The organism is Pseudomonas sp. TNT2022 ID642 (assembly GCF_028656995.1).
Taxonomy (GTDB): domain Bacteria; phylum Pseudomonadota; class Gammaproteobacteria; order Pseudomonadales; family Pseudomonadaceae; genus Aquipseudomonas.
The window spans coordinates 317,077-340,544 of sequence record NZ_JAMDGW010000007.1 but is presented as its reverse complement, the minus strand read 5'-3'; the positions used below and the strand labels follow the sequence as shown (position 1 = coordinate 340,544).

The window sequence follows — 23,468 nt, the reverse complement described above, 5'->3', positions numbered from 1 at the left end:
AGGAGCTGCCGAAGACGGCGATCTTTGGATCTTCAAACAATCCATCTACAGAAAGAGATTATTGTCTCTATTTAGAGACTCAGGCAATCCCCAACGCCACCATCTTCTTGTACAGCGTCGACCGCCCCAGCCCCAGTCGAGCCGCTGCCTCCGGTACGTTACCCGCACATTGCGCAAGGGCTACCTCAATCAATTGCCGATCAAATCGCTCCCGCGCCTGAGCAAATGTCTCGCCAGCCAGCGTTTCCACGGTACCCGTCGACGCACGCTCAACCGGCGCCAGTGTGCCAATCGCCGCACGAATATCCTGCTCGGTCAGCATCAAGTCATCACTGAGCAACGCCGCCCGTTCGAGCACATTGCGCAGTTCGCGAATGTTCCCCGGCCAAGCGTGTTGCCCGAGCAGTTCGAGAGCATCCCGGTGAAGCTCGTGTTGACTGCGCAGTTCTTCAAGGATCGCTTCGCTGAGCGCCGGCAGATCATCAAGACGTTCACGCAATGGCGGCACCTGAATCGGCAACACATTGAGTCGGTAGTACAAATCGGCGCGGAACTCCCCGCGTTTGATCGCTGCTTGCAGATCGGTCGAAGTCGCGGCAATCACGCGCACGTCACTTTGGATCACCTCGTTGGAGCCGACCGGTTCGAACTCCTTTTCCTGCAACACGCGCAGCAGTTTGCTTTGCAGCGGCAACGGCATGTCGCCGATCTCGTCGAGAAACAGCGTGCCGCCTTGGGCGATCTGCAACTTGCCGGTGCGGCCCTTACGGTCGGCGCCGGTGAACGCGCCCGGTGCCGTGCCGAAAAATTCTGCCTCCAGCAGTGCTTCGGGAATCGCCGCGCTGTTGATGCTGACGAATGCTTTGTGTGCCCGTGGCGAAGCACTGTGAATCGCTTGGGCGAGCAGCTCTTTGCCGGTGCCGGTCTCACCGAGCAACAATACCGGCGACTCGGCGCTGGCACTGCGCCGCGCCCGCCGTTTGACTTCGAGGCTGGCGGCGCTGGTGCCAATGAAATGGGCGAAGTTGTATTTGGTCTGTCGGGCGCGCAGCAGAGAACGGGTCGAGGCCAATTCTTCCTGCATGCTCAAGTAGCGTTTGAGCATCGGCGACAGGGTGCGCAATTCGTCGAACAGGGCAAAACCGATCGCGCCGATTACCGTGCCGGCGTCATCGTGAATCGGCAGACGCATCACCACCAAAGGCTCTTTCGGCGTGTCCTGCATATCCAGAAGAATAGGGCGACCGGTGCGCACGACTTCCCGCAACAAGCTGCCGGGGATCACGCTTTCACAGGGTTTGCCGATCGCGCCCGCAGCCGATTCGAGACCGAAACGCCGGGCGTAGCGTTCGTTCATCCAGACGATGTTCGCATCACGATCGACAATCACCGTGCCCTCGCTGGATTGCTCGATGATCTCGAACAGCGAGCGGATCGCCAGGGTGCGAACCCGTTGGTAGTCCTTGAGGCTTTCGGTGGTGTTCATCTGACGGCTGATCCGGAATTTGGGTTGTTGATGCGGGCCTCTTCGCTGGCAAGCCAGCTCCCACAGGGTTCTGGGTCGTTCACACTTGTTGTGTACACCGCAGCCCCCTGTGGGAGCTGGCTTGCCAGCGATGGCCGCAACTCGATTTCAAGTCGATCGGAAATTATGCCTACCCCGAATGCGCCGCCGCCAACAGCTCTTTGGTATACGGATGCTGCGGCGCGTCAAACACCTCATGACTGGCGCCACGCTCGACCACTTTGCCGTCCTTGATCACGATCATATCGTGGGCCAGCGCGCGCACCACCGCCAGGTCATGGCTGATGAACAGATAGGTCAGACCGTGTTTTTCCTGAAGCTGGCGGAGCAGGGCGACCACTTGTTTTTGCACCGTACGGTCAAGTGCCGAAGTCGGTTCGTCGAGCAGAATCAGCGCCGGTTTCAGTACCAGTGCCCGCGCGATGGCGATGCGCTGTCGCTGGCCACCGGAGAATTCGTGGGGATATCGATGGCGACTTTGCGGGTCGAGGCCGACCTCTTTAAGCACGCGGATCACTTGCTCATCGCACTCGTCAGCGCTCGACTCGCAGTGCACTTCCAGACCTTCGCTGATGATCTGCGCGACCGACATGCGTGGGCTGAGGCTGCCGAACGGATCCTGAAACACCACCTGCATCTGTCGGCGCCACGGACGCATCTGTTTCTGATTGAGACCGTCGAGCGCCTCGCCCTGAAAGCGGATACTGCCTTCGGAGTCGAGCAGGCGCAGGATCGCCTGACCCAGCGTCGACTTGCCGGAACCGGACTCGCCGACGATGCCCAACGTCTTGCCACGCTGGATGCTCAGGCTGATGCCATCCACCGCCCGCAGGTATTGCTTGCGCTGGAACAGGCCGCCGCCGACGACAAACTCAACCTTCAGATCATCGACCTCCAGCACGTTTTCGCGTTCATCCCGGGGCAGGGCTTCGCCTTCGGGTTCGGCGTTGAGCAGCACGCAGCTGTAAGGATGTTTCGGCTCGGTAAACAGGGTTTCGCAGGGTGCCTGCTCGACGATTTCCCCGGCCTTCATCACGCACACGCGCTGGGCAATGCTGCGCACCAGATTGAGGTCGTGGCTGATCAGCAGCAGCGACATGCCCAGGCGTTGTTGCAGGGATTTGAGCAGCAGCAGGATCTTGCGCTGCACGGTCACATCGAGCGCGGTGGTCGGTTCGTCGGCGATCAACAGCTCCGGTTCGCAGGCCAGGGCCATGGCGATCATCACCCGTTGCCGTTGCCCGCCGGAGAGTTGATGCGGGTAAGCCTTAAGGCGTTCCTTGGGCTTCTGGATACCCACCAGTCCGAGCAGCTCGAGGATCCGCGCCTGCGCCGCTTTGCCGCCGAGACCACGGTGCAGCAGCAGGGTTTCGCCAATCTGTTTTTCAATGGTGTGCAGCGGATTCAGCGAGGTCATCGGCTCCTGAAAAATCATCGCGATGCGGTTGCCACGCAGTTCGCGCAATACCTTGGGATCGGCACCGATCAATTCCTGTCCGCGATAGCGAATGCTGCCAGTGGTTTGCGCTTCGCTTTCCGGCAGCAATTGCAGAATCGAATGGGCGGTCACCGATTTGCCCGAGCCCGACTCGCCAACCAGGGCCAGGCACTCGCCGGGGCGGATGTCCAGGCACAGGTCGCGGACCACGCTCTGGCCATGGAAGGCAACGTTGAGGTTACGGATTTCAATCAGGTTGTCAGTCATGGCCACGCTTCAGGATCGAGGGTCGAAGGCGTCACGTAACGCTTCGCCGATGAACACCAATAAAGAAAGGATCAGCGCCAGGGTGAAAAATGCCGTCAACCCAAGCCACGGTGCTTGCAGATTCTGTTTGCCCTGACCGATCAACTCACCCAGCGAGGCGCTGCCGGCGGGCATGCCGAAACCGAGGAAATCCAGTGCGGTGAGGGTGGAAATCGCCCCGGTCAGAATGAACGGCAAGTAGCTCAATGTTGCGTTCATGGCGTTGGGCAGAATGTGCCGGAAGATCACTTTGCGATCGCTCAGGCCCAGCGCGCGGGCGGCTTTGACGTACTCCAGATTACGTCCGCGCAGAAACTCGGCGCGCACCACATCCACCAGCGCCAGCCATGAAAACAGCGCCATGATCCCCAGCAGCCACCAGAAATTCGGCTCGACGAAACCAGAGAGGATGATCAGCAGGTACAACACCGGCAGCCCCGACCAGACTTCCAGCACACGTTGCCCGAGCAGATCGACCCAGCCACCGTAGTAGCCCTGCAATGCACCGGCGGCGATGCCGATCAGCGCGCTGACAAAGGTCAGCATCAAGGCAAACAGAATCGATACCCGTGCGCCGAAAATCACCCGTGCGAGCACATCCCGCGATTGATCGTCCGTGCCTAACCAGTTGACCGACGTCGGCGGGCTCGGCGCCGGTTTGGTGAGGTCGTAGTTCGGTGTGTCGTCACTGAACGGAATCGGCGGGAACAGCAGCCAGCCGCCGTCCTTGCGAATCAGGTTTTGCACATAGTCGCTGCGATAGTCGGCCTGAAACGGCAGTTGCCCGCCGAACTCCTGCTCGGTGTGGCGCTTGAATACCGGGAAGTACCATTGGTCCTGATAGCTGACGACCAGAGGCTTGTCGTTGGCGATCAACTCACCGCCCAGTGTCAGCACAAACAGGCCGATAAACAGCCATAACGACCACCAGCCACGGCGGTTTTTCTTGAAACGCTCGAAGCGCCGACGCCCTAGAGGGGAGAGCTTGAACATCAGGCGTTCCTCGCGGCGAAGTCGATGCGCGGGTCGACCAGCGTGTAGCACAGGTCACCCACCAGTTTTATCAGCAGGCCGAAGAGGGTAAAGATGAACAGCGAACCGAACACCACCGGGTAATCCCGCGAAACCGCGGCTTCGTAGCTCATGCGCCCGAGGCCGTCGAGGGAGAAGATGACTTCGATCAGCAACGAACCGGCGAAGAACACACTGATGAACGCCTGCGGGATACCGGAAACCACCAGCAGCATCGCATTGCGGAACACATGGCCGTACAGCACACGGCGTTCGCTCAGGCCTTTGGCGCGGGCGGTTACCACGTACTGGCGAGTGATTTCATTGAGGAACGAGTTTTTGGTCAGGATCGTCAGCGTGGCGAAACCACCGATCACCAGTGCCGTCACCGGCAGCACCAGGTGCCAGAAGTAGTCGGCAATCTTGCCGAGGGTCGACAGTGAATCGAAGTTGTCCGACACCAGCCCGCGCACCGGAAACCAGTTCAGCGACGTACCGCCGGCAAACACCACGATCAGGAACATCGCAAACAGAAACGCCGGCATCGCGTAGCCGATGATGATCGCTGTGCTGCTCCAGATATCGAAATGACTGCCATGGTGCACGGCCTTGCGGATCCCCAGCGGGATCGACACCAGATAGGTGATCAGCGTCGCCCACAGCCCGAGGGAAATGGTTACCGGCATTTTTTCCAGGATCAGGTCGGTGACTGTCGCGCCACGGAAGAAGCTTTTGCCGAAATCCAGTTGCGCGTAGTTCTTCAGCATCAACCACAGGCGTTCGTGGGCCGGTTTGTCGAAGCCGTACTGTTTTTCGATGTCCTTGATCAATTGCGGATCGAGGCCGCGACTGGCGCGTGAGGTGCCGCTCGTGGTTTCGCTGGCGCCGCCACCGACACTCGCGCCACCGATCCCTTGCAGGTGGGCGATGGCCTGTTCTACCGGACCGCCGGGTGCGGCTTGAATGATCACGAAATTGACCAGCAGAATGATCACCAGTGTCGGAATGATCAGCAGCAGACGCCGCAGTATGTAACCCCACATCAGTGCGGCCCTCCGGGTCTGCCACGGGCAATTTTTTCCGCGGTCATCTGCTGATTGGTCAGCGGTGTGCTGCTGATTTCCCACCAGCTCTCGATGGCTTCGTCATTGCTGGCTTGCACCGACGGTATGCCGAAACGGTTCCACCACACGGTCGAGGTGCCCGGCGGATAGTAGTTGGGAATCCAGTAGTAATTCCATTGCAGCACCCGGTCCAGGGCATGGGCGTAATGCAGCATGTCGGACTGCGTGGATGCGCGGATCAGCCCATTGATCAACGTATCCACCGCCGGGTTTTTCAACACCATGTAGTTGTTCGCGCCCGGGTCGTTGGCCGACGCGGAGGCGAAGTAATTGAGCAACTCGCCCCCCGGCGAAGTGCTGACCGGATAACCGGTGACGATCATGTCGTAGTCGCGGCTCATCAGGCGATTGACGTATTGCGAGGAGTCGATACGGCGAATATTCAGGTCGATGCCGATCTGTTTCAGCGTGCGCTTGTACGGCAGCAACAAGCGATCCATGCCGTTCTGGCTGACCAGGAAGGTGAAGCTCAGCGGCTCGCCTTGCGCATTCACAAGTTGATCGCCATCGGGTTTCCAGCCGGCCTGTTCGAGCAGTTCGAGTGCTTGTAACTGTTTGTCACGGATAACGCCGCTGCCGTCGGTTTTCGGCGCTTCGAACACCTGGGTGAAAACCTCGTCGGGAACCTGGCCGCGTAGCGGTTCGAGGATTTTCAACTCTTGGGCATCGGGCAGTTCGCTTGCCGCCAGTTGCGTGTTGGAAAAGTAGCTCTGCTGGCGGATATACATACCGCGCATCATCTGCCGGTTGCTCCACTCGAAGTCCCACAGCATGGCCAGTGCCTGGCGTACGCGGCGATCGGCGAACATCGGTTTCTGCAGATTGAACACAAAGCCTTGGGCCGACTGGGGCGCCTCGATGGCCAGATGCGCCTTTTGCAAACGCCCATCGCTCAGCGCCGGGCTGTCGTAGCCGATTGAATAGCCGGTGGCCGAGAACTCGCGGTTGTAGTCATAAGCGCCACCGCGCAGCACTTGGCGGGCGACGTCGGTATCACCGAAGTACTCGATGCTGAAGTGATCGAAATTGTACAGGCCGCGACTGACTGGCAGGTCTTTGCCCCACCAGTCGGCGTTGCGTTCAAAGGTGATGCTGCGTCCAGAATCGACTTTGCCGACTCGATAGGGGCCGCTGCCCAGTGGTGCTTCGTAACCCCCACCACCGGCGAAGTCGCGGCTCTTCCACCAATGTTCGGGGAATACCGGCAGGGTCGCGACGTCCAGGGGCAGGGTGCGGTTTTCATTGCTCTTGAAGTCGAAACGCACGATCAGCGGTGCTTCGACTTCGACGCCTTTGACATCGGCAAACTGGGTGCGATAACGCAGGCTGCCCTGGGTCATCAATAAATCGTAGGTGTAGCGCACGTCTTCAGCGGTGATCGCTTTGCCGTCGGCGAAACGTGCCTTGGGATTGATGAAGAACCGCAGCGACAGACCATCGTCCGAGCGCTCCATCTTTTGCGCGACCAGGCCGTAGACCGTGTAAGGCTCGTCCAGCGAGCGTTGGGCCAGCGGCGAATAGAGCAAGCCATCGATCTGTGTGACGCCGATGCCTTTGTCTATATAGGGAAGGACATGGTCGAAATGGCCGATCTCGATGGCCGAACGGCGCATGGTCCCGCCCTTGGGTGCTTGCAGGTTGGTGTAGTCGAAATGACTGAAGCCGGCAGGATACTTGGCAGGCTCGCCATAAACGGTCAACGCGTGTTGCGGTGCAGCGTTTGCGCCGGTGGCGCTCGTCAACAGGGCGAGGGCGGTGAGCATCAATGTGGGGAAAACCAGTCGCATTGTCAGCCTTGGAACCGGGAAATCGATATGCGCAAGTTGTACGCGAGAGGCGCGCCAGTCGCCAGCCGTATATGTAACTGAAACACAACGGCCCACCAGAAGGCGGGCCGTTGCGAGCAATCAGGCGACGGATCAGTCCTGACGGCTGGTGACTTCCAGCAGGTGATAACCAAACTGAGTCTTCACCGGACCTTGCACGACATTGATTGGCGCGCTGAAGACCACGGTGTCGAATTCCTTGACCATCTGGCCAGGACCGAACGAACCCAGATCACCGCCCTGACGGCTGGACGGGCAGGTGGAGTTGGCCTTGGCGACTTCGGCGAAATCGGCGCCGCCTTCGATCTGAGCCTTGAGTTCGTTGCACTTGTCTTCGCTGGAAACCAGGATGTGGCGGGCAGTGGCTTTAGCCATGGGGAAACTCTCCAATCTATTTCAGTAAAGTGTGGAGCCTACCGGATTCAGTGGGCGAATTCTCGGCAAAGTTCCGTTCGGTTGTCCGCGACCTTGCTCAGAGATTCGCGGCCCGCAGACGTGCGGCATGTTCAACGTACAGTTCAATCGGATCGGGCAGGGTAGTGGCTGAGCCGGGCGAGCGGCGCAGGCTGTTCAGATGATCCAGCGGATAGTCGGAGCGGATTACTTGCCCCAGGTGAGAGCTGAACCGGCCGACGAAACCATCATTCTGTTCGGTCTCGGTCATGAAGTATTGCGATAGCGCATGGCAAACGCTTCGTGTCGGATCGAGTGTCGGTGGATTGTCGGCGGACAGGACGCCGCTCCAGGAGTAATAGTGCACACCATTGACCCGTTCCGCGCCCTGGCCGCCCCAGGTATCGGGTAATCCTTGCGGAAACTTGTCGTTGAAATCGCCCACACCTTCAGTCGTCAGAGCATTGAGTGCAGCCAGCGCGTTCTGTGGCAACGTCGCACTGCCACTGAGCAACGAAAGAAAATTGCCAAACAGTGTCGCCACATTCTGGGCGACCGCCTCCGGCAGTCGCCCAGGCACCAGTGCCTTGCGCAGAAAATCGGCCAGCTCCGAACCGTGGTTCGGACCACTGACGGAAGTCACCGAAGCTACGGCGTGTGGCGCAAGCGCCGCAGCGTATCGGGCAGCCAATGCCCCCTGGCTGTGTCCGATGAGGTTGACTTTGTCGGCACCTGTGCCTCGCAGAACACGATCAATCTGTGCAAGCAGTTGTTCACCCCTTGTTTCGTTTTTATGAGTGGCAGAAAGGTGTGGAACAAACACTCGGCTGCCGGCCGTTTTCAGCGCGTCCTTTACATCATGGAACAGCTCGAAATGACCGATGCGCTCGAATCCGAACAGGCCGTGTACCAACAGGACGGGATAGCGAGTTGAAGCATTCCGTTGCATGTTCTTACCTTTTTCACAGAAGTTCATCGGGGAATCCGGTGGCCACTCTAAAACACTCATCTCGTTGAAGAAGTAAGAAGAGGCTTCTCTTGACCGTTGAATCTGGACTAGGGTCTGTACGAATTTTCAGATACTTGTGAGATCCGAATCGGAAGTTGCCGCCATCTTTCGCTTGGCTGGTGCCGATTTTGTGCACTTTGCCTACCTACACCGAGGCGTTTGCTGTGTGTCTGCAGCGGATCGGGCTGACATCGAAAATGTGCAGGATCACGTTCAATGTTGGCTGTCGACGCCGTCCATGAAGCGGCGTTTTTTCCAAGGAATGGAGCCACTAATGCACACGCACGAAGTCGAGTTTTGCTACCGTATGCGCCACCCCGTCAGTCCCTGTGTGTCGAACGAATTGCTGCCAGCGGCGATCCTCGATTCCCTGGAGGGGAGCGCGCTTGATCCTTCGCTGGGCAAGGTCGTTGTCCGTATCGCCCCTTATGCAAACATGGCCTGCGGCGACCAGTTGCTGTTGAGTTGGGACGGTCTGGATATAGAGGGCTTTGCATACCAGCATGAAATGGTTCGCTATGTCAGCGAGGCACAGGTCGGCAAGGATGTCGTTTTCGTTGTTAAAGGCATGCATGTCGCGGCCCTGGATGGCGGTTCGCTTGAGGTCTACTGGAAGCTGCTCAGTGCGGGCTCGTCCGGCCCCGTGCTATCTGCGCGTGTGCAGTTGTCTGTGGGGGATACCCGACCGCAGTTGCTTGCGCCGATTGTCGAGGGAGCGATCGGCGGGACGCTGGATCCGGCGCGAGTACAGGAAGGCACGCTTGTCGTGCTCCAGCCTTACGCCCGAATGGCAGCTGGCGACCTGGTTACGTTGATATGGGGTACAGGCAAATTGCCTACAACGTTCTGCGATACCCTGAAAGTCGAGCACTTTGCCGTCGCCGACGTCCTGTCATTCTGGGTTGACGCAGCGCACATTGCGGCGCATCTCGGTGGCGAGGTTAAGGTGTGCTACCGAGTCGAGCAGTCCGGAGGCGCGGTTCGCGAATCCGAGCCTGCAAGACTTGTTATCGCCCCGTTCCAGCGGGGTGAGTTGGACGCTCCCGATGTGCTTGAAGCTGAAGATGGCGTGCTGTTGAACGATGATTCGATCGATGGCGTCACCATCGTGATCGGGAATGCCCAGACGCAGGAAGGCGAGCTGGTGTATCTCAAGTGCGACGGGGATCTTTTCAATCACCGGGATGACCGCGAAATCACTCGGGAGACGGCGGGGAAGCCGCTGATCTTCATTGTGCCGCACCGATTCTGGCGTGAGCACCATGGCACGACCGTGCGCGTTGCCTACACGGTTGAGCGTCTGGACGATGTCAGTCAGGAGTCGGCAGTGACGCAAGTGCGAGTGGAGGCGTAACAGCTATGTGGTCCCTCCGGTTCGCGATAAAACCGGAGGGCACGTCTGGCAATCAGCCTTTGGCGTGTGCGGCGAGGCGCTGCGAGGCTTCGAGCAGCAAGCGTTCGGTTGCGCTGAAACCGAGGCAGCCGTCGGTAATCGACACCCCGTAGCGCAAGGATTCGCTCAGCGGCTGGCAGCCTTCGAACAGGTGAGACTCAATCATCATGCCGATCAGAGAACGGTCACCTTGCAAGCGTTGCTCAAGCACTTCGTTGAATACGCCGGGCTGGCGCAAGGGATCCTTGCCGCTGTTGGCGTGGCTGCAATCGACCATGATCCGGCTCGGAATCTTCAGGCGAGCCAGGTCGGCGTGGATTTTGGCCACGCTCTCGCGATCATGGTTTGGCCCTTTATGGCCCCCGCGCAGTACCAGGTGGGTGTCGGGGTTGCCTGGCGTTTGAATGACGGCCGGATGACCTTGGCTATCGACGCCGAAATGTCGGTGCGGATGGGCTGCCGAACGCATCGCGTCAACGGCAATGGCGGCGCCGCCGTCGGTGCCGTTCTTGAAGCCTACCGGCATGCTCAAACCACTGGCCATTTCCCGGTGAATCTGCGATTCAGTGGTACGGGCGCCAATGGCCACCCAGCTCAGCAGGTCATCGAAGTAGCCGGCAGCCATGGGTTGCAGCAGCTCAGTGGCCACCGGTAAACCGAGGCGGATCATTTCCAGCATCAGCTCGCGTGACAGGGTCAGGCCGCCAGCCATGTCATCACTGCCATCCAGGTGTGGGTCGTAGGCCAGACCTTTCCAGCCAACCGTGGTGCGCGGTTTTTCGACGTAGGCGCGCATCACCAAGAGCATTTCGCCGCTGACTTCTTCAGCCAGTCGAACGAGTTTGCTGGCGTATTCGAGTGCCGATTGTGGGTCGTGGATGGAGCAGGGGCCAACGATAACCAGCAGTCGCGGATCCTGGCCATTGAGAATGGCACGAACTGCCTGGCGGTGGTTGGTGACTTGCAGGCTTAAGGCATTGCTCAGAGGCAATTGCTGTTTGAGTTGCAACGAGCTGGGCAGACGCAGGGTCAATGCTTCGTTGGCAGAGTTCAGCGTGGACAGTGGCAGAGCAGAAACGGACGAGTTCATATTCGGTCTTCCTGGGCTGGCGGCGGGTTCGTCCCGCGCGCTCGGCCCTATTGGGGTGTTCGACAGTTGGCCGTATTGGCTATATGTGTGTGTTTGCCACCTGTAGGTGACCGATCGGAGGCGGCAGGCTGTCCCGAGCGGAAGCTGGTAAATCGCCAGGCGCTAAAGCTGTCGTAACGGTAATAAGTGGCGTAGTTCATTTCGTGAATCCTCAAAGTGTCTGGTGTGTTGCTGAAAAATTCAGGGCTGAAAAACAAAACCCCCGGTCGGGAGGCCGACCGGGGGTTGAGAAATCTCTGGTAGGCGACCCGTTGTTATGGGCGCCGTTTGGGTATCAGGCGCGCCAGTGGCTAAACCAATACCCAAAATAAAAGCTGACCGGAGCGCAAACGTCATTCACCCGGGCAGCCGCAACCGAGCGCAGGGCGCTGGCGGTACGAAGCTGTGAAAGGGTGCTGAACATGTTCTGTCTCCGATGAATGGGCCGAGCTTACTAGAGGCCGATATGCCTCAGCAATCAGAAATTGCTATCGCGTTATCAACAAAATGCCTATTGCCTGATTTGGGCAAGAGTAGTGAAACTCGGCGTTTCACTTGATTGCCAAGGATGAACCGTGTCGACATTGACCATTGCCGCTGCCCAAAGCTTCTCCCTTGCCGGGGACATTCTCGGAAACATTGTCCGACATGGCCGTTTCATTGAGGCAGCAGCGGAGCAGGGCGTTGAGTTGCTGGTTTTTCCCGAGTTGTCGCTGACTGGCTATGAAGGACCGGACGCGGCGGCATTGGCGATTGACCCGCAAGACGCAGTGCTGCAACCCCTGAGAGATTTGGCCCGAGAGCTTGGGGTGACTGCCGTTGTCGGTATGCCCATTCGGTTGGAGGGCAGCGTTTCGGCGTTGATCGGCGCTCTGGTTCTGGGCGCTGACGGCTCTCTCGGCGTTTACAGCAAGCAGCATTTGCACACGGGCGAGGAGCGTTTTTTTGCTCCTGGTTTCGGCGGGCCGACCCTGAGGATCGGCGGGGAAGTGGTCGCGTTGGCGGTGTGCGCGGATTTCACGCATGCCAGCCATGCCGCAGCGGCCGCAGATCAGGGCGCCAACCTGTACGCAGCCGGTGTATTGATCAGCGACAAAGGTTACGCAGTCGATACGGCAATACTGCAGGGCTATGCCCGGCAACACTCGATGGCTGTGCTGATGGCCAATCACGGCGGGCTGACCGGCGGTTGGCAATCCGCGGGGCGCAGTAGCATCTGGTCCGAAGACGGTTCGCTGATCGTTGCAGCTCCCGGGACGGGCGACCTGCTGGTCGTCGCCCAGCGTAATGACGGTGCGTGGCAGGGACGGGTTGTTCCTGTTACGCAAGCCCGATGACATTCCACTTACGTCTTGCGACTCCAGAAGACCTGGCATTTGCCCGCGATCTCACCTGTCAGAACATGCTGCGCTATTACATTGACCATGACCTGTTATGGCAGGACGAAGCATTTGACGTAGGGTGGTCGGGGCGACAGAGCTGGCTGATAGTGCGAGGTGATCTGGCGGTGGGTTTTCTCAGCCTCAGCCGGGATCTGCGTGCGCTCTATATCCGTGAATTGCAGATTGCTGAAGCTTTTCAGGGGCAGGGCGCTGGTTCTTGGGCGATTGATCAGGTTATCGACATGGCCCGCAAAGAAAGACGCCCGGCTGTGCGACTGACCGTATTCGAGAATAATCCGGCGAGAAACTTGTATGAAAGAAAAGGCCTACAGGTTCAGGGCGCGGACGAGTGTTTTCTGCGAATGCAGCTTGATATCAGTACACCTGTGCTCTGAAACCCGCAGCCGGCAAGCCTTCAATGATGAATTGAAACTTTTTAAATGACGCTTTCCGCTAGGTCTGTGTGGCACTTTTTGCTAAGGTGTCCGGCATCCCAATATGACCATATCGCGAGGTGTCTGCTTGATTAGGGTGCTAGTGGTCGATGACCATGATCTCGTTCGTACAGGCATTACACGTATGCTGGCCGATATCGATGGCTTGCAAGTGGTTGGCCAGGCCGAATCCGGGGAAGAGTCCCTGATCAAGGCCCGAGAGTTGAAGCCCGATGTGGTGTTGATGGACGTCAAGATGCCTGGCATCGGCGGCCTCGAAGCCACGCGCAAACTGTTGCGCAGTCATCCGGATATCAAAGTGGTCGCGGTTACCGTGTGTGAAGAGGATCCTTTCCCGACACGCTTGCTGCAGGCGGGTGCAGCGGGTTATCTGACCAAGGGCGCGGGTTTGCCGGAAATGGTCCAGGCCATTCGCCTGGTGTTTGCCGGCCAACGCTATATCAGTCCGCAGATTGCCCAGCAATTGGCGATCAAATCCTTTCAGCCGTCCAACGATTCTCCTTTCGATGCCTTGTCCGAACGCGAAATTCAAATCGCGTTGATGATTGTCGGCTGTCAGAAAGTACAGATCATTTCCGACAAGTTGTGCCTGTCGCCGAAAACCGTGAACACCTATCGCTACCGTATTTTCGAGAAGCTTTCGATCAGCAGCGACGTCGAGTTGACACTGTTGGCGGTTCGTCACGGCATGGTTGATGCCAGCCTCTGACCATGACTGACACATTCGATTCCGGCGCGTTTCTGTCGACAGTCAGCGGCCGCCCGGGCGTCTATCGCATGTTCGACAGCGATGCACGCCTTTTGTACGTGGGCAAGGCCAAAAATCTGAAAAAACGCCTGGCCAGCTACTTTCGCAAAACCGGTCTGGCGCCTAAAACCGCAGCGTTGGTGGGGCGCATTGCGCAGGTCGAAACGACCATCACCGCCAACGAAACCGAAGCGCTGCTACTTGAACAAACGCTGATCAAAGAGTGGCGGCCGCCGTACAACATCCTGTTGCGCGACGACAAGTCCTATCCCTACGTGTTTCTGTCCGACGGGCAGTTTCCGCGCCTGAGCATTCATCGCGGGGCCAAAAAAGCCAAGGGCAAGTATTTCGGTCCTTATCCGAGCGCCGGCGCCATACGCGAAAGCCTGAGTCTGCTGCAAAAGACCTTCTTCGTTCGCCAGTGTGAAGACAGCTACTACAAGAACCGTACCCGGCCATGTCTGCAATATCAGATCAAACGCTGCAAAGCACCTTGCGTCGGGCTGGTCGAGCCTGAGGTTTATGCCGAAGACGTGCGTCACTCGGTCATGTTTCTTGAGGGGCGTAGTCACGCGCTGACCAACGAACTGTCGACGGCGATGGAAGAGGCGGCGATCAACCTGGAGTTCGAGCGAGCTGCCGAACTGCGCGATCAGATCGCGCTGTTGCGCAGGGTCCAGGATCAACAAAGCATGGAAGGCGGCACGGGGGATATCGATGTCATTGCGGCTTTCGTCAACCCGGGTGGTGCCTGCGTGCATTTGATCAGCGTCCGTGGCGGACGCGTGTTGGGCAGCAAGAATTTCTTTCCGCAAGTCGGTATCGAAGAGGACGTGTCGGAGGTCATGGCCGCGTTTCTCGGCCAGTACTTCATCAGCAGCCCCGAGCGGGATTTGCCGAGCGAACTGATCGTCAATGTGGTTCACGAAGATTTTCCGACGTTGATCGAGGCGATCCATGAGTTGCGTGGCCGAGAGCTGGCCATCAGTCATCGGGTGCGTGGTACGCGTGCACGCTGGCAGCAACTGGCCGTGACCAACGCAGAGCAGGCATTGGGCGCACGCCTGGCCAACCGTCAACATACGGCGGCGCGGTTTGAAGCCCTGGCCGAAGTGTTGAACCTGGATGAGCCGCCGCAGCGTCTGGAATGCTATGACATCAGTCATTCCAGTGGTGAGGCAACAGTTGCTTCCTGCGTGGTGTTTGGACCGGAAGGCGCGATCAAGTCCGACTACCGGCGCTACAACATCGAAGGGGTCACGGCGGGTGACGACTACGCCGCCATGCATCAGGCCCTTACACGACGCTTCAGCAAACTCAAGGAAGGCGAGGGCAAGTTGCCGGACATCTTGCTGGTCGACGGAGGCAAGGGCCAGTTGTCGATGGCCAGAGATGTTCTCAACGAGTTGGCCGTGCCGGATCTGATCCTGCTCGGTGTCGCCAAGGGCGCCACGCGCAAGGCCGGCTTCGAAACGTTGTATCTGAATGATGCAGCGCATGAGTTCACCTTGCGTGGCGATTCGCCGGCGCTGCACCTGATTCAACAGATCCGCGATGAGGCCCACCGCTTCGCGATTACAGGACACCGCGCACGCCGTGGCAAAACCCGCCGTACGTCAACGCTGGAAGGCGTTGCGGGCGTCGGGCCGACCCGGCGTCGCGATTTGTTGAAACATTTTGGTGGATTGCAGGAGCTGTCTCGTGCAAGCATCGAAGAGATCGCCAAAGCCCCGGGGATCAGTAAAAAGCTCGCAGAGTCGATTTATGCGAACCTGCATAGCGAGTAGAATGCCCCTTCACCTCGTAGCCAGTTGTGCCGATGAATATCCCTAATCTGATTACCGTTCTACGCGTCCTGCTCATTCCGATCTTCATTTTGCTGTTCTATCTGCCTTATCAGTGGAGTTACATGGCCTCCGCTTCGGTGTTTGCCTTTGCGGCAGCAACGGACTGGCTGGATGGTTATCTGGCCCGTCGTCTGGAGCAAAGCACTCCGTTCGGGGCATTTCTCGATCCGGTAGCCGACAAACTCATGGTTGCAGTGGCACTGGTGCTGCTGGTGCAAGAACACGGCAATCTCTGGCTCACTCTGCCGGCTGCTGTCATCATCGGTCGCGAGATTGTGGTGTCGGCCTTGCGTGAGTGGATGGCCGAACTCGGTGCCCGTGCCCATGTAGCCGTTTCGAATCTCGGTAAATGGAAAACCGCCGCGCAGATGCTCGCACTGGTGATCCTGCTGGCCAATCCAAAGGACTTCAGTTTCTGGGTTATCCTGGGTTACGCCTTGCTGATGGTCTCTGCCGGCCTGACGTTGTGGTCGATGGTTCAATACCTTCGCGCTGCCTGGCCGCACCTGAAGACCGATGTCGAAAAGAAATAAAACTTTTTTGAATCAAGGGGTTGACGGAGCTTCTTAATTCTATAGAATGCGCATCACCAAGCGGGAATAGCTCAGTTGGTAGAGCACGACCTTGCCAAGGTCGGGGTCGCGAGTTCGAGTCTCGTTTCCCGCTCCAAGTTTAAAACACATTTGTTGTTGTGCTACTGATAACAAATGTTCTGAGGCCGAGTAGCAAAATGGTTATGCAGTGGATTGCAAATCCACCTACGCCGGTTCGATTCCGACCTCGGCCTCCACTATAAACAAGCTCCGTAGATCCATGATTTACGGAGCTTTTTTATTTGCACTGCGCTGCAAGATTTAGTCTTGAAATACGGTCATTGCAAACTTGCTTCGCCGGGAAGTGATGTATATATTTCCCGCTCTGCTGTTCAAGGTTGGATCCTGTCAGGATCGCGACTGCGCAGCAGAAAGCAGCAACACCGCGCTACCGCCCGAATGGCGAAACTGGTAGACGCATGGGACTTAAAATCCCCCGCTCGTAAGGGCGTGCCGGTTCGATTCCGGCTTCGGGCACCATGAATACCAAAGGCCTGCATGAGTTTTCTCATGCAGGCCTTTTTTTTTGCCTTTTTTATGCAGGGCTACACGAAAGTCTGCCCGCTAAAACCCCGAGGCAAGCGCTGAAGTCCGGCCATTGCTGTCAGCCGCTCGACCCATTCTGTGCGCCAGTTTGCTTCGCCATGCGTGGTTTTGGCCTGGCGGGCCATTCTGCGGGCTGCGTTGCGCTGGTCTTTTCGTGCCTGTTTGAAGGCATCGGTATTGCGGCAACTGCGGCATTTCACTCGATTGAGCTCTCTGCTTGCCGACAGTTGTTTGCCTTTATGGCCACAGGCCAGATGCCCGTCAACGTTGAAATGGATAACCATGAACTGTCTCCTTTGCGACGTGTATTGCATTTGACAACTTGCCTTCTGTGCCGTTCGGCAATGGGGCGCAGGCAAAAAAACACCCGCATGCGGGCGGGTGAGAGGGGTGTTTTGCAAAGGAGTGATTTCACTGTAGACGCGCAGATGTGATCGTTATGTGAAAACGCAATCGCGGGGGAGAATAAACATTTCGGACGGGCAAATGCGCGGTGACCGGGGTGTCACCGCTTGTGAGGTAAATTCCTGGGACCTTGGCGAGGTCGCTGTCATCTGAACCGAGGTAGTGGCCGATCGACAGGCTTGAGCGCCGACAGCGTATTGCGAATCAGCGGAGCATCCTTTTCTATATCGTTCAGCCGGTCACGGATGCGCAGGGCGGTCGGGTGTCCGCCTTGGTGGTCGACCCAGTCGGCGATCTCTTTGCAGGCGGCCGCGAGGCGCGCTTGTCGAGCGTCGAGCAAGGTGAGGAGGGTGGTGATGGACTCTTTTTCGGACATGAAACACCTCCGTTAAATGAAACCTGAGCTGCAGCAAAAAGCCCGCGTGTTGCGAGCCTTCTGCCGTGGGGCGCTGCTCCTTCAGCTGGTTTCAGTATAGACCCGCTTATGATCGGCATCAGACTGAAGACTGGCGGGCCGGTGATAGGGAACTGGCTGCGTTGAGGCGCCTGCATTCACGTCCTGCGTCCTCTTGCGCGTCGTAGCCATCACCGATGAAGCCGCCAGTACGCGTATCGCAGATGCGAAACCAGCTATGCGCTTCGGCTGGATCATGCTGACTGTCTCCGGCGCGTCGACCGTGAATAATGATCTTGTTGCAACGCTTCACGACGAAAATGTCTTCCATGGCGTCACCGCAGCTGATTCGTGTCAGATCAACTATAGAAGCCTCCGGCAATCGTGCAAAAAATAGGCACCTCAGCTCGTCGGTTGCCAGCGCCAGCCTTCCGGGTACCAGATCAAGTGATGGCTTGGATTCAACGCCCGTAGAAATGCCTGATCGTGGGAAACCACGACAATGGCTCCGGGAAAGGTCTGCAAGGCTTGTTCGAAAGCTTGCACCGATGTCAGGTCCAGGTGATTGGTTGGCTCATCCAGCAGCAGTAATTGTGCGGGCGTGTGGCGCCACAATGCCAACGCGAGGGCGGCTTTCAGGCGTTCACCGCCACTCAGTGAGGCGCAGGGCCGGGTAACGCGTTGCGCGTCCAGTTGCAGATGAGCGAGGACATTACGCAACTCAGCTTCGCTCAAAGGCGTTTGCTGTGCCTGCAACTGTTCGACAATGGATGAATGCTCATCCAGTAATTCGAGCTGTTGGTCGAGAAAGGCAAAAGGCACATGCGTGATGCACTCGCCAGTCACCGGCGCTAACTCGCCAGCCAGCATTTTCAACAGCGTCGATTTACCACAACCGTTAGGACCGCTGACAGCGATGCGCATCGGTCCTTGAATGGCGAGGTCAATCCGAGAGCTGGGCGTATCTGCGGACAACCAGGGCAAACAAGCGTTTCTCAGCGTGCACACCCGACGATGGTCAGGAACCACGCTGCCCGGCAAATTGATCAGTACGCCATCGTCCGGCAGGACATTTTCGTACGCCTCGCGGACGCGCTCATCCAGCTGCGACTTACGTGTCTGGTGGCCGATTTTGACCTGCCCCATGATTTCCCGCGCAGCCGCTTTCAAAGCTGCCCGCTCGAAGCCCGAAACGTTGGCACTTTGTGCGTGGCGACGGCTCCCGGCCGCATGGCGCTGGATTGTGTCGTGCTCGCGTTGCAGTCGCGTACGTTCGCGCTGACGCTCGGTTCGAGCCTGAGCGAGTTGTGTCTGCGCTGCCTGCTGTTTTATTCGGCGTTGCCCGATGAAATCCGCAAACCTGCCACTGAAAACCGTTGCCCCCAACGACGTTAGTTCGACAATTCGCTGCATCTGCTCCAACAGCTGCCGGTCGTGACTGACGACGATCAATCCGCCACGCCAGCGCTCAAGCAAACACATCAGCCATTGTCGACCGACGCTGTCGAGGTGATTGGTGGGTTCGTCGAGTACCAGCAATGGCGCCTGACTCAACAGCGCACCGATCAGGGCAATTCTTGCCTGCTGGCCACCGCTGAGGTGCTCCGTCAGATCCGACGCAGTGATGTCGGCCAGCCCAGCCTCATCGAGCATCTGGCGCAAACGATCCGCGAGATCCCAGCGTTCGTCGATGAAGTCGAAGTCGTCGGCAGTGGCACAACCCAGCTCAAGCCGTTCCAGTGCGCTGAGCACCGAGGCCGTCCCGGTTGCGTCGGCGACGGTTTGTCCGGGTGTGGTGATGAACGTTTGTGCGACGTAATGTACGCAGATCGAGCGTGCGACGCTGCCGGTGGTGGGCAGCAAATGCCCGGCAATCAAGCGTGCAAGGACGCTTTTGCCGACACCGTTGCGCCCGACGATAGCGGTCGGTTGATGATCGAAATTCAGATTCAGGTCTTCAAACAGTGTTGCGCCATTGGCGAACTGAAAACCCAGTTGATTCAGGGTAACGAGTGCGGGCGTACGCGAGACGTGAGTCATCGGCACCTCCAAAAAATGTCGTGAAAACTGACAAGCGCCGATCACGGCGTGTCGCGATTGCATTTTTAGAAGGCGGGGTTGTTCACTTTTGCGGTCGTCCGGAGGTGGGGAAGGTCGCTAGCCTAGATGACGCAGTGCAGCGGATCAAGGTGCGTCGGTCATTTCGCTCATGCGCTCGAGAAACATCGCCAGCGCCACTTCCTCGGCACGCAGGCCTTTGCGCACACGCGGACGAGGCAGTTCGGCGAGGGCGCCGAGCATGAATTTTTCCACCACCGCAGGGTGGATGTAACACTTGCGGCAAACTGCCGGCGTGTTGCCCAGCTGTTTGGCAACGCCTTTGACCATCTCCACCACATGCCGTTTGGCCTCGGTCTCGGATGCCCACTGCAATTCACGCAAGACCGACAGGGCCAAGGCGCTACCGGCCCAGGTGCGGTAATCCTTGGCGGTGAAATCGGCGCCGGTCAGGGTTTGCAGGTACGCATTGACGTCGGAAGAACTGACGGTGTGCCGCTCACCGTTTTCATCCAGATACTGAAACAGGTTCTGCCCGGGAATCTCCAGGCAACGCTTGATGATGCGCGCCAAACGTCGATCCTTGACGGTGATCTGATGTTCGATGCCGCTCTTGCCGCGAAACTGAAACAGGATCGCGCTGCCGTTAACTTCGACATGTCGGCTGCGCAGGGTGGTCAGGCCGTAGGAGCGGTTGTCGCGGGCGTATTGGGTATTGCCGACCCGAATCAGTGTGGCGTCGAGCAGGGTGATCACCGTGGCCATGACCTTGTCACGGCTGAAACCGGGCGCGGCCAACAGCGCTTCCAGTTGCTTGCGCAGTTTGGGCAACGCCAGACCGAACTCGCGCAGCCGCGAATATTTATCGGCATCGCGCACTTCGCGCCAGCGAGCGTGATAACGATACTGCTTGCGTCCACGGGCATCACGGCCGGTGGCTTGCAGATGACCACGCGGGTCCAGGCAGATCCATACGTCGGTATAGGCCGGCGGCACGGCGAGGGCATTGATGCGTTTGATTTCGTCGGTGTCGGTGATGCGCTGGCCTGACGGTTCGAAGTAGCAGAATTTGCCGCGCAACTTCTTGCGGGTGATACCGGGCTGGGTGTCGTCGACGTAATGCAGGTCGGATGGCAGGTCGGCAGTCAGCACGGTGTCGGGCATGGCAGTTTCCTTTAATGGCGCGGCGGTCTGTAAAGCGATTGACCGCACGCCGATGCCGTGGTGCCGAATGATTTAGGCGAGGACTGCGACCGCTTTGATCTGCGCCCACAAATGCTGGCCCGGGTGCACGCCCAATTGGTCCCGGGAGTAGCGAGTGATGCGCGCGACTAACGGGGTGCCGCCCGCATCGAGACGAATCAGCACGTGGGCAGCGTTGTCGGCCGATTGCTCGCTGACCACGGTGACCGGCAGTCGATTGAGTATGCTGCTGAATTCGCTGTTCTCCAGGCTCAGGCTGATGTCCCGGGCGTGCACTTTGCAGCGTAGGGTCTGGCCTACTTGCATCGGTGCATGCGTGACCCGAATGCTCATCTCGGTGGCCGGCAATTGCAGGCTCAGTAATTGGTAGTCCGCGTCGTAAGCGCTGACCTGGCCTTCAATGATCACGCCAGCGTCATCGCCCATGGCCATCGGCAGATCCAGGCGCGCAAGGGTTTCGCCGATAGGGCCGCTGGCCAGCGCTTTGCCTTCGCTGAGCAACACCAGGTGATCGGCCAGCCGTGCGACTTCGTCCTGCGCATGGCTGACGTACAACAACGGAATTTCCAGTTCGTCATGCAGGCGTTGCAGGTACGGCAGGATTTCACGTTTGCGCTGACTGTCGAGCGCCGCCAGCGGTTCGTCCATCAGCAGCAGTTTCGGGCTGGTCAACAGGGCTCGAGCGATGCCGACGCGCTGGCGCTCGCCACCCGACAAATGCTGCGGGTGACGTTCGAGCAGATGCCCGATGCCCAAGAGTTCAGTGGCCTGCGCCATGTCGACACGACGCAGGGACCGGGCGATACGCTTGAGGCCGAATTGCAGGTTGGCCAGCACCGACAGGTGGGGAAACAGGCTGGCCTCTTGAAACACATAACCGAGCGCACGTTTGTGTGGCGGGACGAAAATACCGTTGTCGCTGTCCTGCCAGACTTCATCGTTGATCTGGATGAAGCCATGTTCAGCCCGTTCAAGCCCGGCGATACAGCGCAGGCAGGTGGTTTTGCCCGAGCCGGAATGCCCATAAAGCGCAGTCACGCCACGGCCGGGCAAGTTCAGGTCGACATCGAGGCTGAAGCCCGCATAGGCCCGTTTCAGACGTACATCAATCATCGATCAGCTCCAGCCTGCGCGGGTTTTGCGGCTGGAGTACAGCGCCAGCAACACCAGAAACGAGAACACCAGCATCGCCCCGGCCAGCCAGTGGGCCTGCGCGTATTCCATCGCTTCGACGTGGTCATAGATTTGCACGGAAACCACGCGGGTCTTGTCGGGAATGTTGCCGCCGATCATCAGCACCACGCCGAACTCACCGACGGTATGTGCGAAGCCGAGGATCGCCGCAGTGATAAAACCAGGACGCGCCAGCGGCAGGATCACACTGAAAAATGTGTCCCACGGATTCGCGCGCAAGGTAGCGGCGACTTCCAGTGGGCGGGTGCCGATCGCCGAAAACGCGTTTTGCAACGGCTGCACCACGAACGGCATTGAATAGATCACCGAGCCAATCACCAGTCCGGTGAAGCTGAAGGTCAGGGTGCCCAGCCCCAGCCATTGAGTGAATTGGCCGAGAAAACCGTGCGGCCCCATCATCAGTAGCAGATAGAAACCAATCACGGTCGGTGGCAGCACGAGGGGCAGGGCGACAATTGCCCCGATCGGGCCGCGCAGCCACGAGCGGGTACGCGACAACCACAGGGCAATCGGAGTGCCGACAACCAGCAGAATCGCGGTGGTCAGGGACGCCAGTTTCAGGGTCAGCCAGATCGCCGCGAAATCGGCACTCGTCAGCGACATTTACAGCTGGTATCCGTAGGACTTGATCACCGCAGCGGCTTTCGGGCCTTTGAGGTATTCAACCAGCGCCTTGGCGGCGGCATTGTCTTTGCCTTTGTTGAGAATCACGGCGTCTTGTTTGATCGGGTCGTGCATGCTGGCAGGGACGATCCATGCCGAACCGCTGCTGACTTTGCCGTCCTTGTAGATTTGCGACAGGGCGACAAAACCCAGTTCTGCGTTGCCGGTCGAGACGAATTGGTAAGCCTGAGTGATGTTCTGGCCTTCGACGATCTTGGCTTTGGTGGCTTCGGTCAGTTTGAGTTTTTCCAGCACTTGCGTGGCGGCCAGGCCGTAGGGTGCGGCTTTTGGATTGGCGATGGACAGGTGCTGATATTCGTTGTTTTTCAGCACCTCACCTTTGGCATCGACATAACCTTCTTTCGCCGACCACAGCGCCAGGGTGCCGATGGCGTAGGTGAAGCGCGAACCTTTGACGGTGTCGCCTTCTTTTTCGAGTTTTTCCGGGGTGGTGTCGTCAGCGGAGAGGAACACTTCGAACGGCGCGCCGTTTTTGATCTGGGTGTAGAACTGGCCAGTGGCGCCGTAAGCTGCAACCAGTTTGTGCCCGGTGTCTTTTTCAAAATCGGCGGCGATGGCCTGGATCGGCGCGGTGAAGTTGGCTGCAACCGCCACTTGCACTTCATCAGCCTGAACTGCGCTGACGGCGAAGACCGCGAGCAAAGAGGCCAGGCAGGCAGGGGCAAAGCGTGAGGCACGAATGGTCATGTAACAGCTCCGTTGTTGGCGGGTGCAGAGGGCAGTTACTGTTGGAGGTGGACTGCGCCAATGCGAGGGTGGATTCGCTATATAGAGAAATATATAGCGAAATGCCGCCAAACAGGAA

General features: G+C 58.5%; 22 protein-coding genes and 3 tRNA genes. 9 read left to right on the top strand and 16 right to left on the bottom strand.

All coding sequences use genetic code 11. The features are described from left to right. Window positions 1-79 precede the first annotated feature (79 nt). The 7 genes from M5G26_RS07435 to M5G26_RS07405 form a co-directional block, all read right to left on the bottom strand. Window positions 80-1,486 carry a sigma-54 interaction domain-containing protein gene (locus M5G26_RS07435; protein WP_273914874.1) on the bottom strand — a complete coding sequence of 469 codons (1,407 nt, stop codon included), beginning with the start codon at window positions 1,484-1,486 and terminating at the stop codon, window positions 80-82. A 169-nt stretch (window positions 1,487-1,655) separates the two neighbouring features. Then, window positions 1,656-3,230, bottom strand: coding sequence for an ABC transporter ATP-binding protein (locus tag M5G26_RS07430; RefSeq protein WP_134177501.1), 1,575 nt, complete (start codon window positions 3,228-3,230; stop codon window positions 1,656-1,658). A 9-nt stretch (window positions 3,231-3,239) separates the two neighbouring features. Further along, complete coding sequence (locus M5G26_RS07425) at window positions 3,240-4,262, bottom strand: ABC transporter permease (RefSeq protein WP_095047801.1); 1,023 nt, start codon at window positions 4,260-4,262, stop codon at window positions 3,240-3,242. Next, window positions 4,262-5,323 (bottom strand): microcin C ABC transporter permease YejB, encoded by a 1,062-nt coding sequence (locus M5G26_RS07420; RefSeq protein WP_134177499.1) that lies wholly within the window; start codon window positions 5,321-5,323, stop codon window positions 4,262-4,264. The genes M5G26_RS07425 and M5G26_RS07420 overlap by 1 nt, the downstream gene beginning before the upstream one ends. Further along, complete coding sequence (locus tag M5G26_RS07415; protein ID WP_273914873.1) at window positions 5,323-7,191, bottom strand: extracellular solute-binding protein; 1,869 nt, start codon at window positions 7,189-7,191, stop codon at window positions 5,323-5,325. The genes M5G26_RS07420 and M5G26_RS07415 overlap by 1 nt, the downstream gene beginning before the upstream one ends. 132 nt (window positions 7,192-7,323) lie before the next feature. Further along, window positions 7,324-7,605 (bottom strand): peptidylprolyl isomerase, encoded by a 282-nt coding sequence (locus M5G26_RS07410; RefSeq protein ID WP_007912303.1) that lies wholly within the window; start codon window positions 7,603-7,605, stop codon window positions 7,324-7,326. 97 nt (window positions 7,606-7,702) lie between these two features. Then, window positions 7,703-8,572 (bottom strand): lipase family alpha/beta hydrolase, encoded by an 870-nt coding sequence (locus M5G26_RS07405; RefSeq protein ID WP_273915164.1) that lies wholly within the window; start codon window positions 8,570-8,572, stop codon window positions 7,703-7,705. A gap of 334 nt (window positions 8,573-8,906) precedes the next feature. On the opposite strand from M5G26_RS07405, the gene M5G26_RS07400 reads away from it, so the two are divergent. Continuing rightward, the gene (locus tag M5G26_RS07400) at window positions 8,907-9,986 is read left to right on the top strand and encodes a hypothetical protein (protein WP_273914872.1); all 1,080 of its coding nucleotides are present in this window, start codon (window positions 8,907-8,909) and stop codon (window positions 9,984-9,986) included. Between the two features lie 52 nt (window positions 9,987-10,038). Here M5G26_RS07400 and M5G26_RS07395 read toward each other — a convergent pair whose 3' ends face one another. Further along, complete coding sequence (locus tag M5G26_RS07395) at window positions 10,039-11,115, bottom strand: 3-deoxy-7-phosphoheptulonate synthase (RefSeq protein WP_273914871.1); 1,077 nt, start codon at window positions 11,113-11,115, stop codon at window positions 10,039-10,041. A gap of 614 nt (window positions 11,116-11,729) precedes the next feature. Between M5G26_RS07395 and M5G26_RS07390 the strand changes: the two genes are divergently transcribed. The 8 genes from M5G26_RS07390 (at window position 11,730) to M5G26_RS07355 (ending at window position 16,659) form a co-directional block, all read left to right on the top strand. Continuing rightward, entirely contained in the window at window positions 11,730-12,491 is a 762-nt protein-coding gene (locus M5G26_RS07390) for a carbon-nitrogen hydrolase family protein (RefSeq protein ID WP_273914870.1), read from the top strand. After that, a complete protein-coding gene (locus M5G26_RS07385; RefSeq protein WP_150692293.1) occupies window positions 12,488-12,931 on the top strand; it encodes a GNAT family N-acetyltransferase in 444 nt (147 codons plus the stop codon). The genes M5G26_RS07390 and M5G26_RS07385 overlap by 4 nt, the downstream gene beginning before the upstream one ends. Window positions 12,932-13,058: 127 nt before the next feature. Further along, window positions 13,059-13,700: a response regulator transcription factor GacA gene (gacA, locus tag M5G26_RS07380; protein ID WP_016984198.1), complete on the top strand. Its 642-nt coding sequence runs from the start codon at window positions 13,059-13,061 to the stop codon at window positions 13,698-13,700. 2 nt (window positions 13,701-13,702) lie between these two features. Continuing rightward, window positions 13,703-15,526, top strand: coding sequence for an excinuclease ABC subunit UvrC (gene uvrC / locus M5G26_RS07375; protein WP_038368253.1), 1,824 nt, complete (start codon window positions 13,703-13,705; stop codon window positions 15,524-15,526). Between the two features lie 32 nt (window positions 15,527-15,558). Continuing rightward, window positions 15,559-16,119 carry a CDP-diacylglycerol--glycerol-3-phosphate 3-phosphatidyltransferase gene (gene pgsA, locus M5G26_RS07370; protein ID WP_007950102.1) on the top strand — a complete coding sequence of 187 codons (561 nt, stop codon included), beginning with the start codon at window positions 15,559-15,561 and terminating at the stop codon, window positions 16,117-16,119. Window positions 16,120-16,179: 60 nt separating this feature from the next. Further along, window positions 16,180-16,255, top strand: a tRNA-Gly gene (locus tag M5G26_RS07365). 47 nt (window positions 16,256-16,302) lie between these two features. Further along, window positions 16,303-16,376, top strand: a tRNA-Cys gene (locus M5G26_RS07360). A gap of 196 nt (window positions 16,377-16,572) precedes the next feature. Next, window positions 16,573-16,659, top strand: a tRNA-Leu gene (locus M5G26_RS07355). A 65-nt stretch (window positions 16,660-16,724) separates the two neighbouring features. Here M5G26_RS07355 and M5G26_RS07350 read toward each other — a convergent pair. The 8 genes from M5G26_RS07350 to modA all read right to left on the bottom strand — a co-directional run bounded on the left by M5G26_RS07350 (window position 16,725) and on the right by modA (window position 23,350). After that, window positions 16,725-17,009 carry a hypothetical protein gene (locus M5G26_RS07350; RefSeq protein ID WP_122844804.1) on the bottom strand — a complete coding sequence of 95 codons (285 nt, stop codon included), beginning with the start codon at window positions 17,007-17,009 and terminating at the stop codon, window positions 16,725-16,727. Window positions 17,010-17,275: 266 nt separating this feature from the next. Then, entirely contained in the window at window positions 17,276-17,506 is a 231-nt protein-coding gene (locus M5G26_RS07345) for a hypothetical protein (RefSeq protein ID WP_008082703.1), read from the bottom strand. A 118-nt stretch (window positions 17,507-17,624) separates the two neighbouring features. Next, on the bottom strand, window positions 17,625-17,855 hold the full coding sequence (locus tag M5G26_RS07340; protein ID WP_150692314.1) for a hypothetical protein: 231 nt from the start codon (window positions 17,853-17,855) through the stop codon (window positions 17,625-17,627). A 71-nt stretch (window positions 17,856-17,926) separates the two neighbouring features. Further along, window positions 17,927-19,564: an ATP-binding cassette domain-containing protein gene (locus M5G26_RS07335; protein ID WP_273914868.1), complete on the bottom strand. Its 1,638-nt coding sequence runs from the start codon at window positions 19,562-19,564 to the stop codon at window positions 17,927-17,929. 144 nt (window positions 19,565-19,708) lie between these two features. Further along, window positions 19,709-20,746: a DNA topoisomerase IB gene (locus M5G26_RS07330; RefSeq protein WP_273914867.1), complete on the bottom strand. Its 1,038-nt coding sequence runs from the start codon at window positions 20,744-20,746 to the stop codon at window positions 19,709-19,711. 72 nt (window positions 20,747-20,818) lie between these two features. Continuing rightward, entirely contained in the window at window positions 20,819-21,898 is a 1,080-nt protein-coding gene (gene modC, locus M5G26_RS07325; RefSeq protein ID WP_273914866.1) for a molybdenum ABC transporter ATP-binding protein, read from the bottom strand. 3 nt (window positions 21,899-21,901) lie between these two features. After that, window positions 21,902-22,582 carry a molybdate ABC transporter permease subunit gene (gene modB, locus M5G26_RS07320; RefSeq protein ID WP_103307181.1) on the bottom strand — a complete coding sequence of 227 codons (681 nt, stop codon included), beginning with the start codon at window positions 22,580-22,582 and terminating at the stop codon, window positions 21,902-21,904. Beyond that, window positions 22,583-23,350: a molybdate ABC transporter substrate-binding protein gene (gene modA, locus M5G26_RS07315; RefSeq protein ID WP_273914865.1), complete on the bottom strand. Its 768-nt coding sequence runs from the start codon at window positions 23,348-23,350 to the stop codon at window positions 22,583-22,585. It abuts the gene before it with no gap. Window positions 23,351-23,468: the final 118 nt, after the last annotated feature.

What these genes read in the sequence shown, in the direction of transcription:
- M5G26_RS07400 (WP_273914872.1), top strand. Translation starts at nt 8,907, where the DNA reads ATGCACACGCACGAAGTCGAGTTTTGCTACCGTATGCGCCACCCCGTC.
- M5G26_RS07385 (WP_150692293.1), top strand. Translation starts at nt 12,488, where the DNA reads ATGACATTCCACTTACGTCTTGCGACTCCAGAAGACCTGGCATTTGCC.
- M5G26_RS07435 (WP_273914874.1), bottom strand. Translation starts at nt 1,486, where the DNA reads ATGAACACCACCGAAAGCCTCAAGGACTACCAACGGGTTCGCACCCTG.
- M5G26_RS07420 (WP_134177499.1), bottom strand. Translation starts at nt 5,323, where the DNA reads ATGTGGGGTTACATACTGCGGCGTCTGCTGCTGATCATTCCGACACTG.
- M5G26_RS07345 (WP_008082703.1), bottom strand. Translation starts at nt 17,506, where the DNA reads ATGTCCGAAAAAGAGTCCATCACCACCCTCCTCACCTTGCTCGACGCT.
- pgsA (WP_007950102.1), top strand. Translation starts at nt 15,559, where the DNA reads ATGAATATCCCTAATCTGATTACCGTTCTACGCGTCCTGCTCATTCCG.
- M5G26_RS07330 (WP_273914867.1), bottom strand. Translation starts at nt 20,746, where the DNA reads ATGCCCGACACCGTGCTGACTGCCGACCTGCCATCCGACCTGCATTAC.
- M5G26_RS07395 (WP_273914871.1), bottom strand. Translation starts at nt 11,115, where the DNA reads ATGAACTCGTCCGTTTCTGCTCTGCCACTGTCCACGCTGAACTCTGCC.
- uvrC (WP_038368253.1), top strand. Translation starts at nt 13,703, where the DNA reads ATGACTGACACATTCGATTCCGGCGCGTTTCTGTCGACAGTCAGCGGC.
- M5G26_RS07415 (WP_273914873.1), bottom strand. Translation starts at nt 7,191, where the DNA reads ATGCGACTGGTTTTCCCCACATTGATGCTCACCGCCCTCGCCCTGTTG.
- M5G26_RS07430 (WP_134177501.1), bottom strand. Translation starts at nt 3,230, where the DNA reads ATGACTGACAACCTGATTGAAATCCGTAACCTCAACGTTGCCTTCCAT.
- modC (WP_273914866.1), bottom strand. Translation starts at nt 21,898, where the DNA reads ATGATTGATGTACGTCTGAAACGGGCCTATGCGGGCTTCAGCCTCGAT.
- M5G26_RS07340 (WP_150692314.1), bottom strand. Translation starts at nt 17,855, where the DNA reads ATGGAAGACATTTTCGTCGTGAAGCGTTGCAACAAGATCATTATTCAC.
- modB (WP_103307181.1), bottom strand. Translation starts at nt 22,582, where the DNA reads ATGTCGCTGACGAGTGCCGATTTCGCGGCGATCTGGCTGACCCTGAAA.
- modA (WP_273914865.1), bottom strand. Translation starts at nt 23,350, where the DNA reads ATGACCATTCGTGCCTCACGCTTTGCCCCTGCCTGCCTGGCCTCTTTG.
- M5G26_RS07425 (WP_095047801.1), bottom strand. Translation starts at nt 4,262, where the DNA reads ATGTTCAAGCTCTCCCCTCTAGGGCGTCGGCGCTTCGAGCGTTTCAAG.
- M5G26_RS07405 (WP_273915164.1), bottom strand. Translation starts at nt 8,572, where the DNA reads ATGCAACGGAATGCTTCAACTCGCTATCCCGTCCTGTTGGTACACGGC.
- M5G26_RS07410 (WP_007912303.1), bottom strand. Translation starts at nt 7,605, where the DNA reads ATGGCTAAAGCCACTGCCCGCCACATCCTGGTTTCCAGCGAAGACAAG.
- M5G26_RS07335 (WP_273914868.1), bottom strand. Translation starts at nt 19,564, where the DNA reads ATGACTCACGTCTCGCGTACGCCCGCACTCGTTACCCTGAATCAACTG.
- M5G26_RS07350 (WP_122844804.1), bottom strand. Translation starts at nt 17,009, where the DNA reads ATGGTTATCCATTTCAACGTTGACGGGCATCTGGCCTGTGGCCATAAA.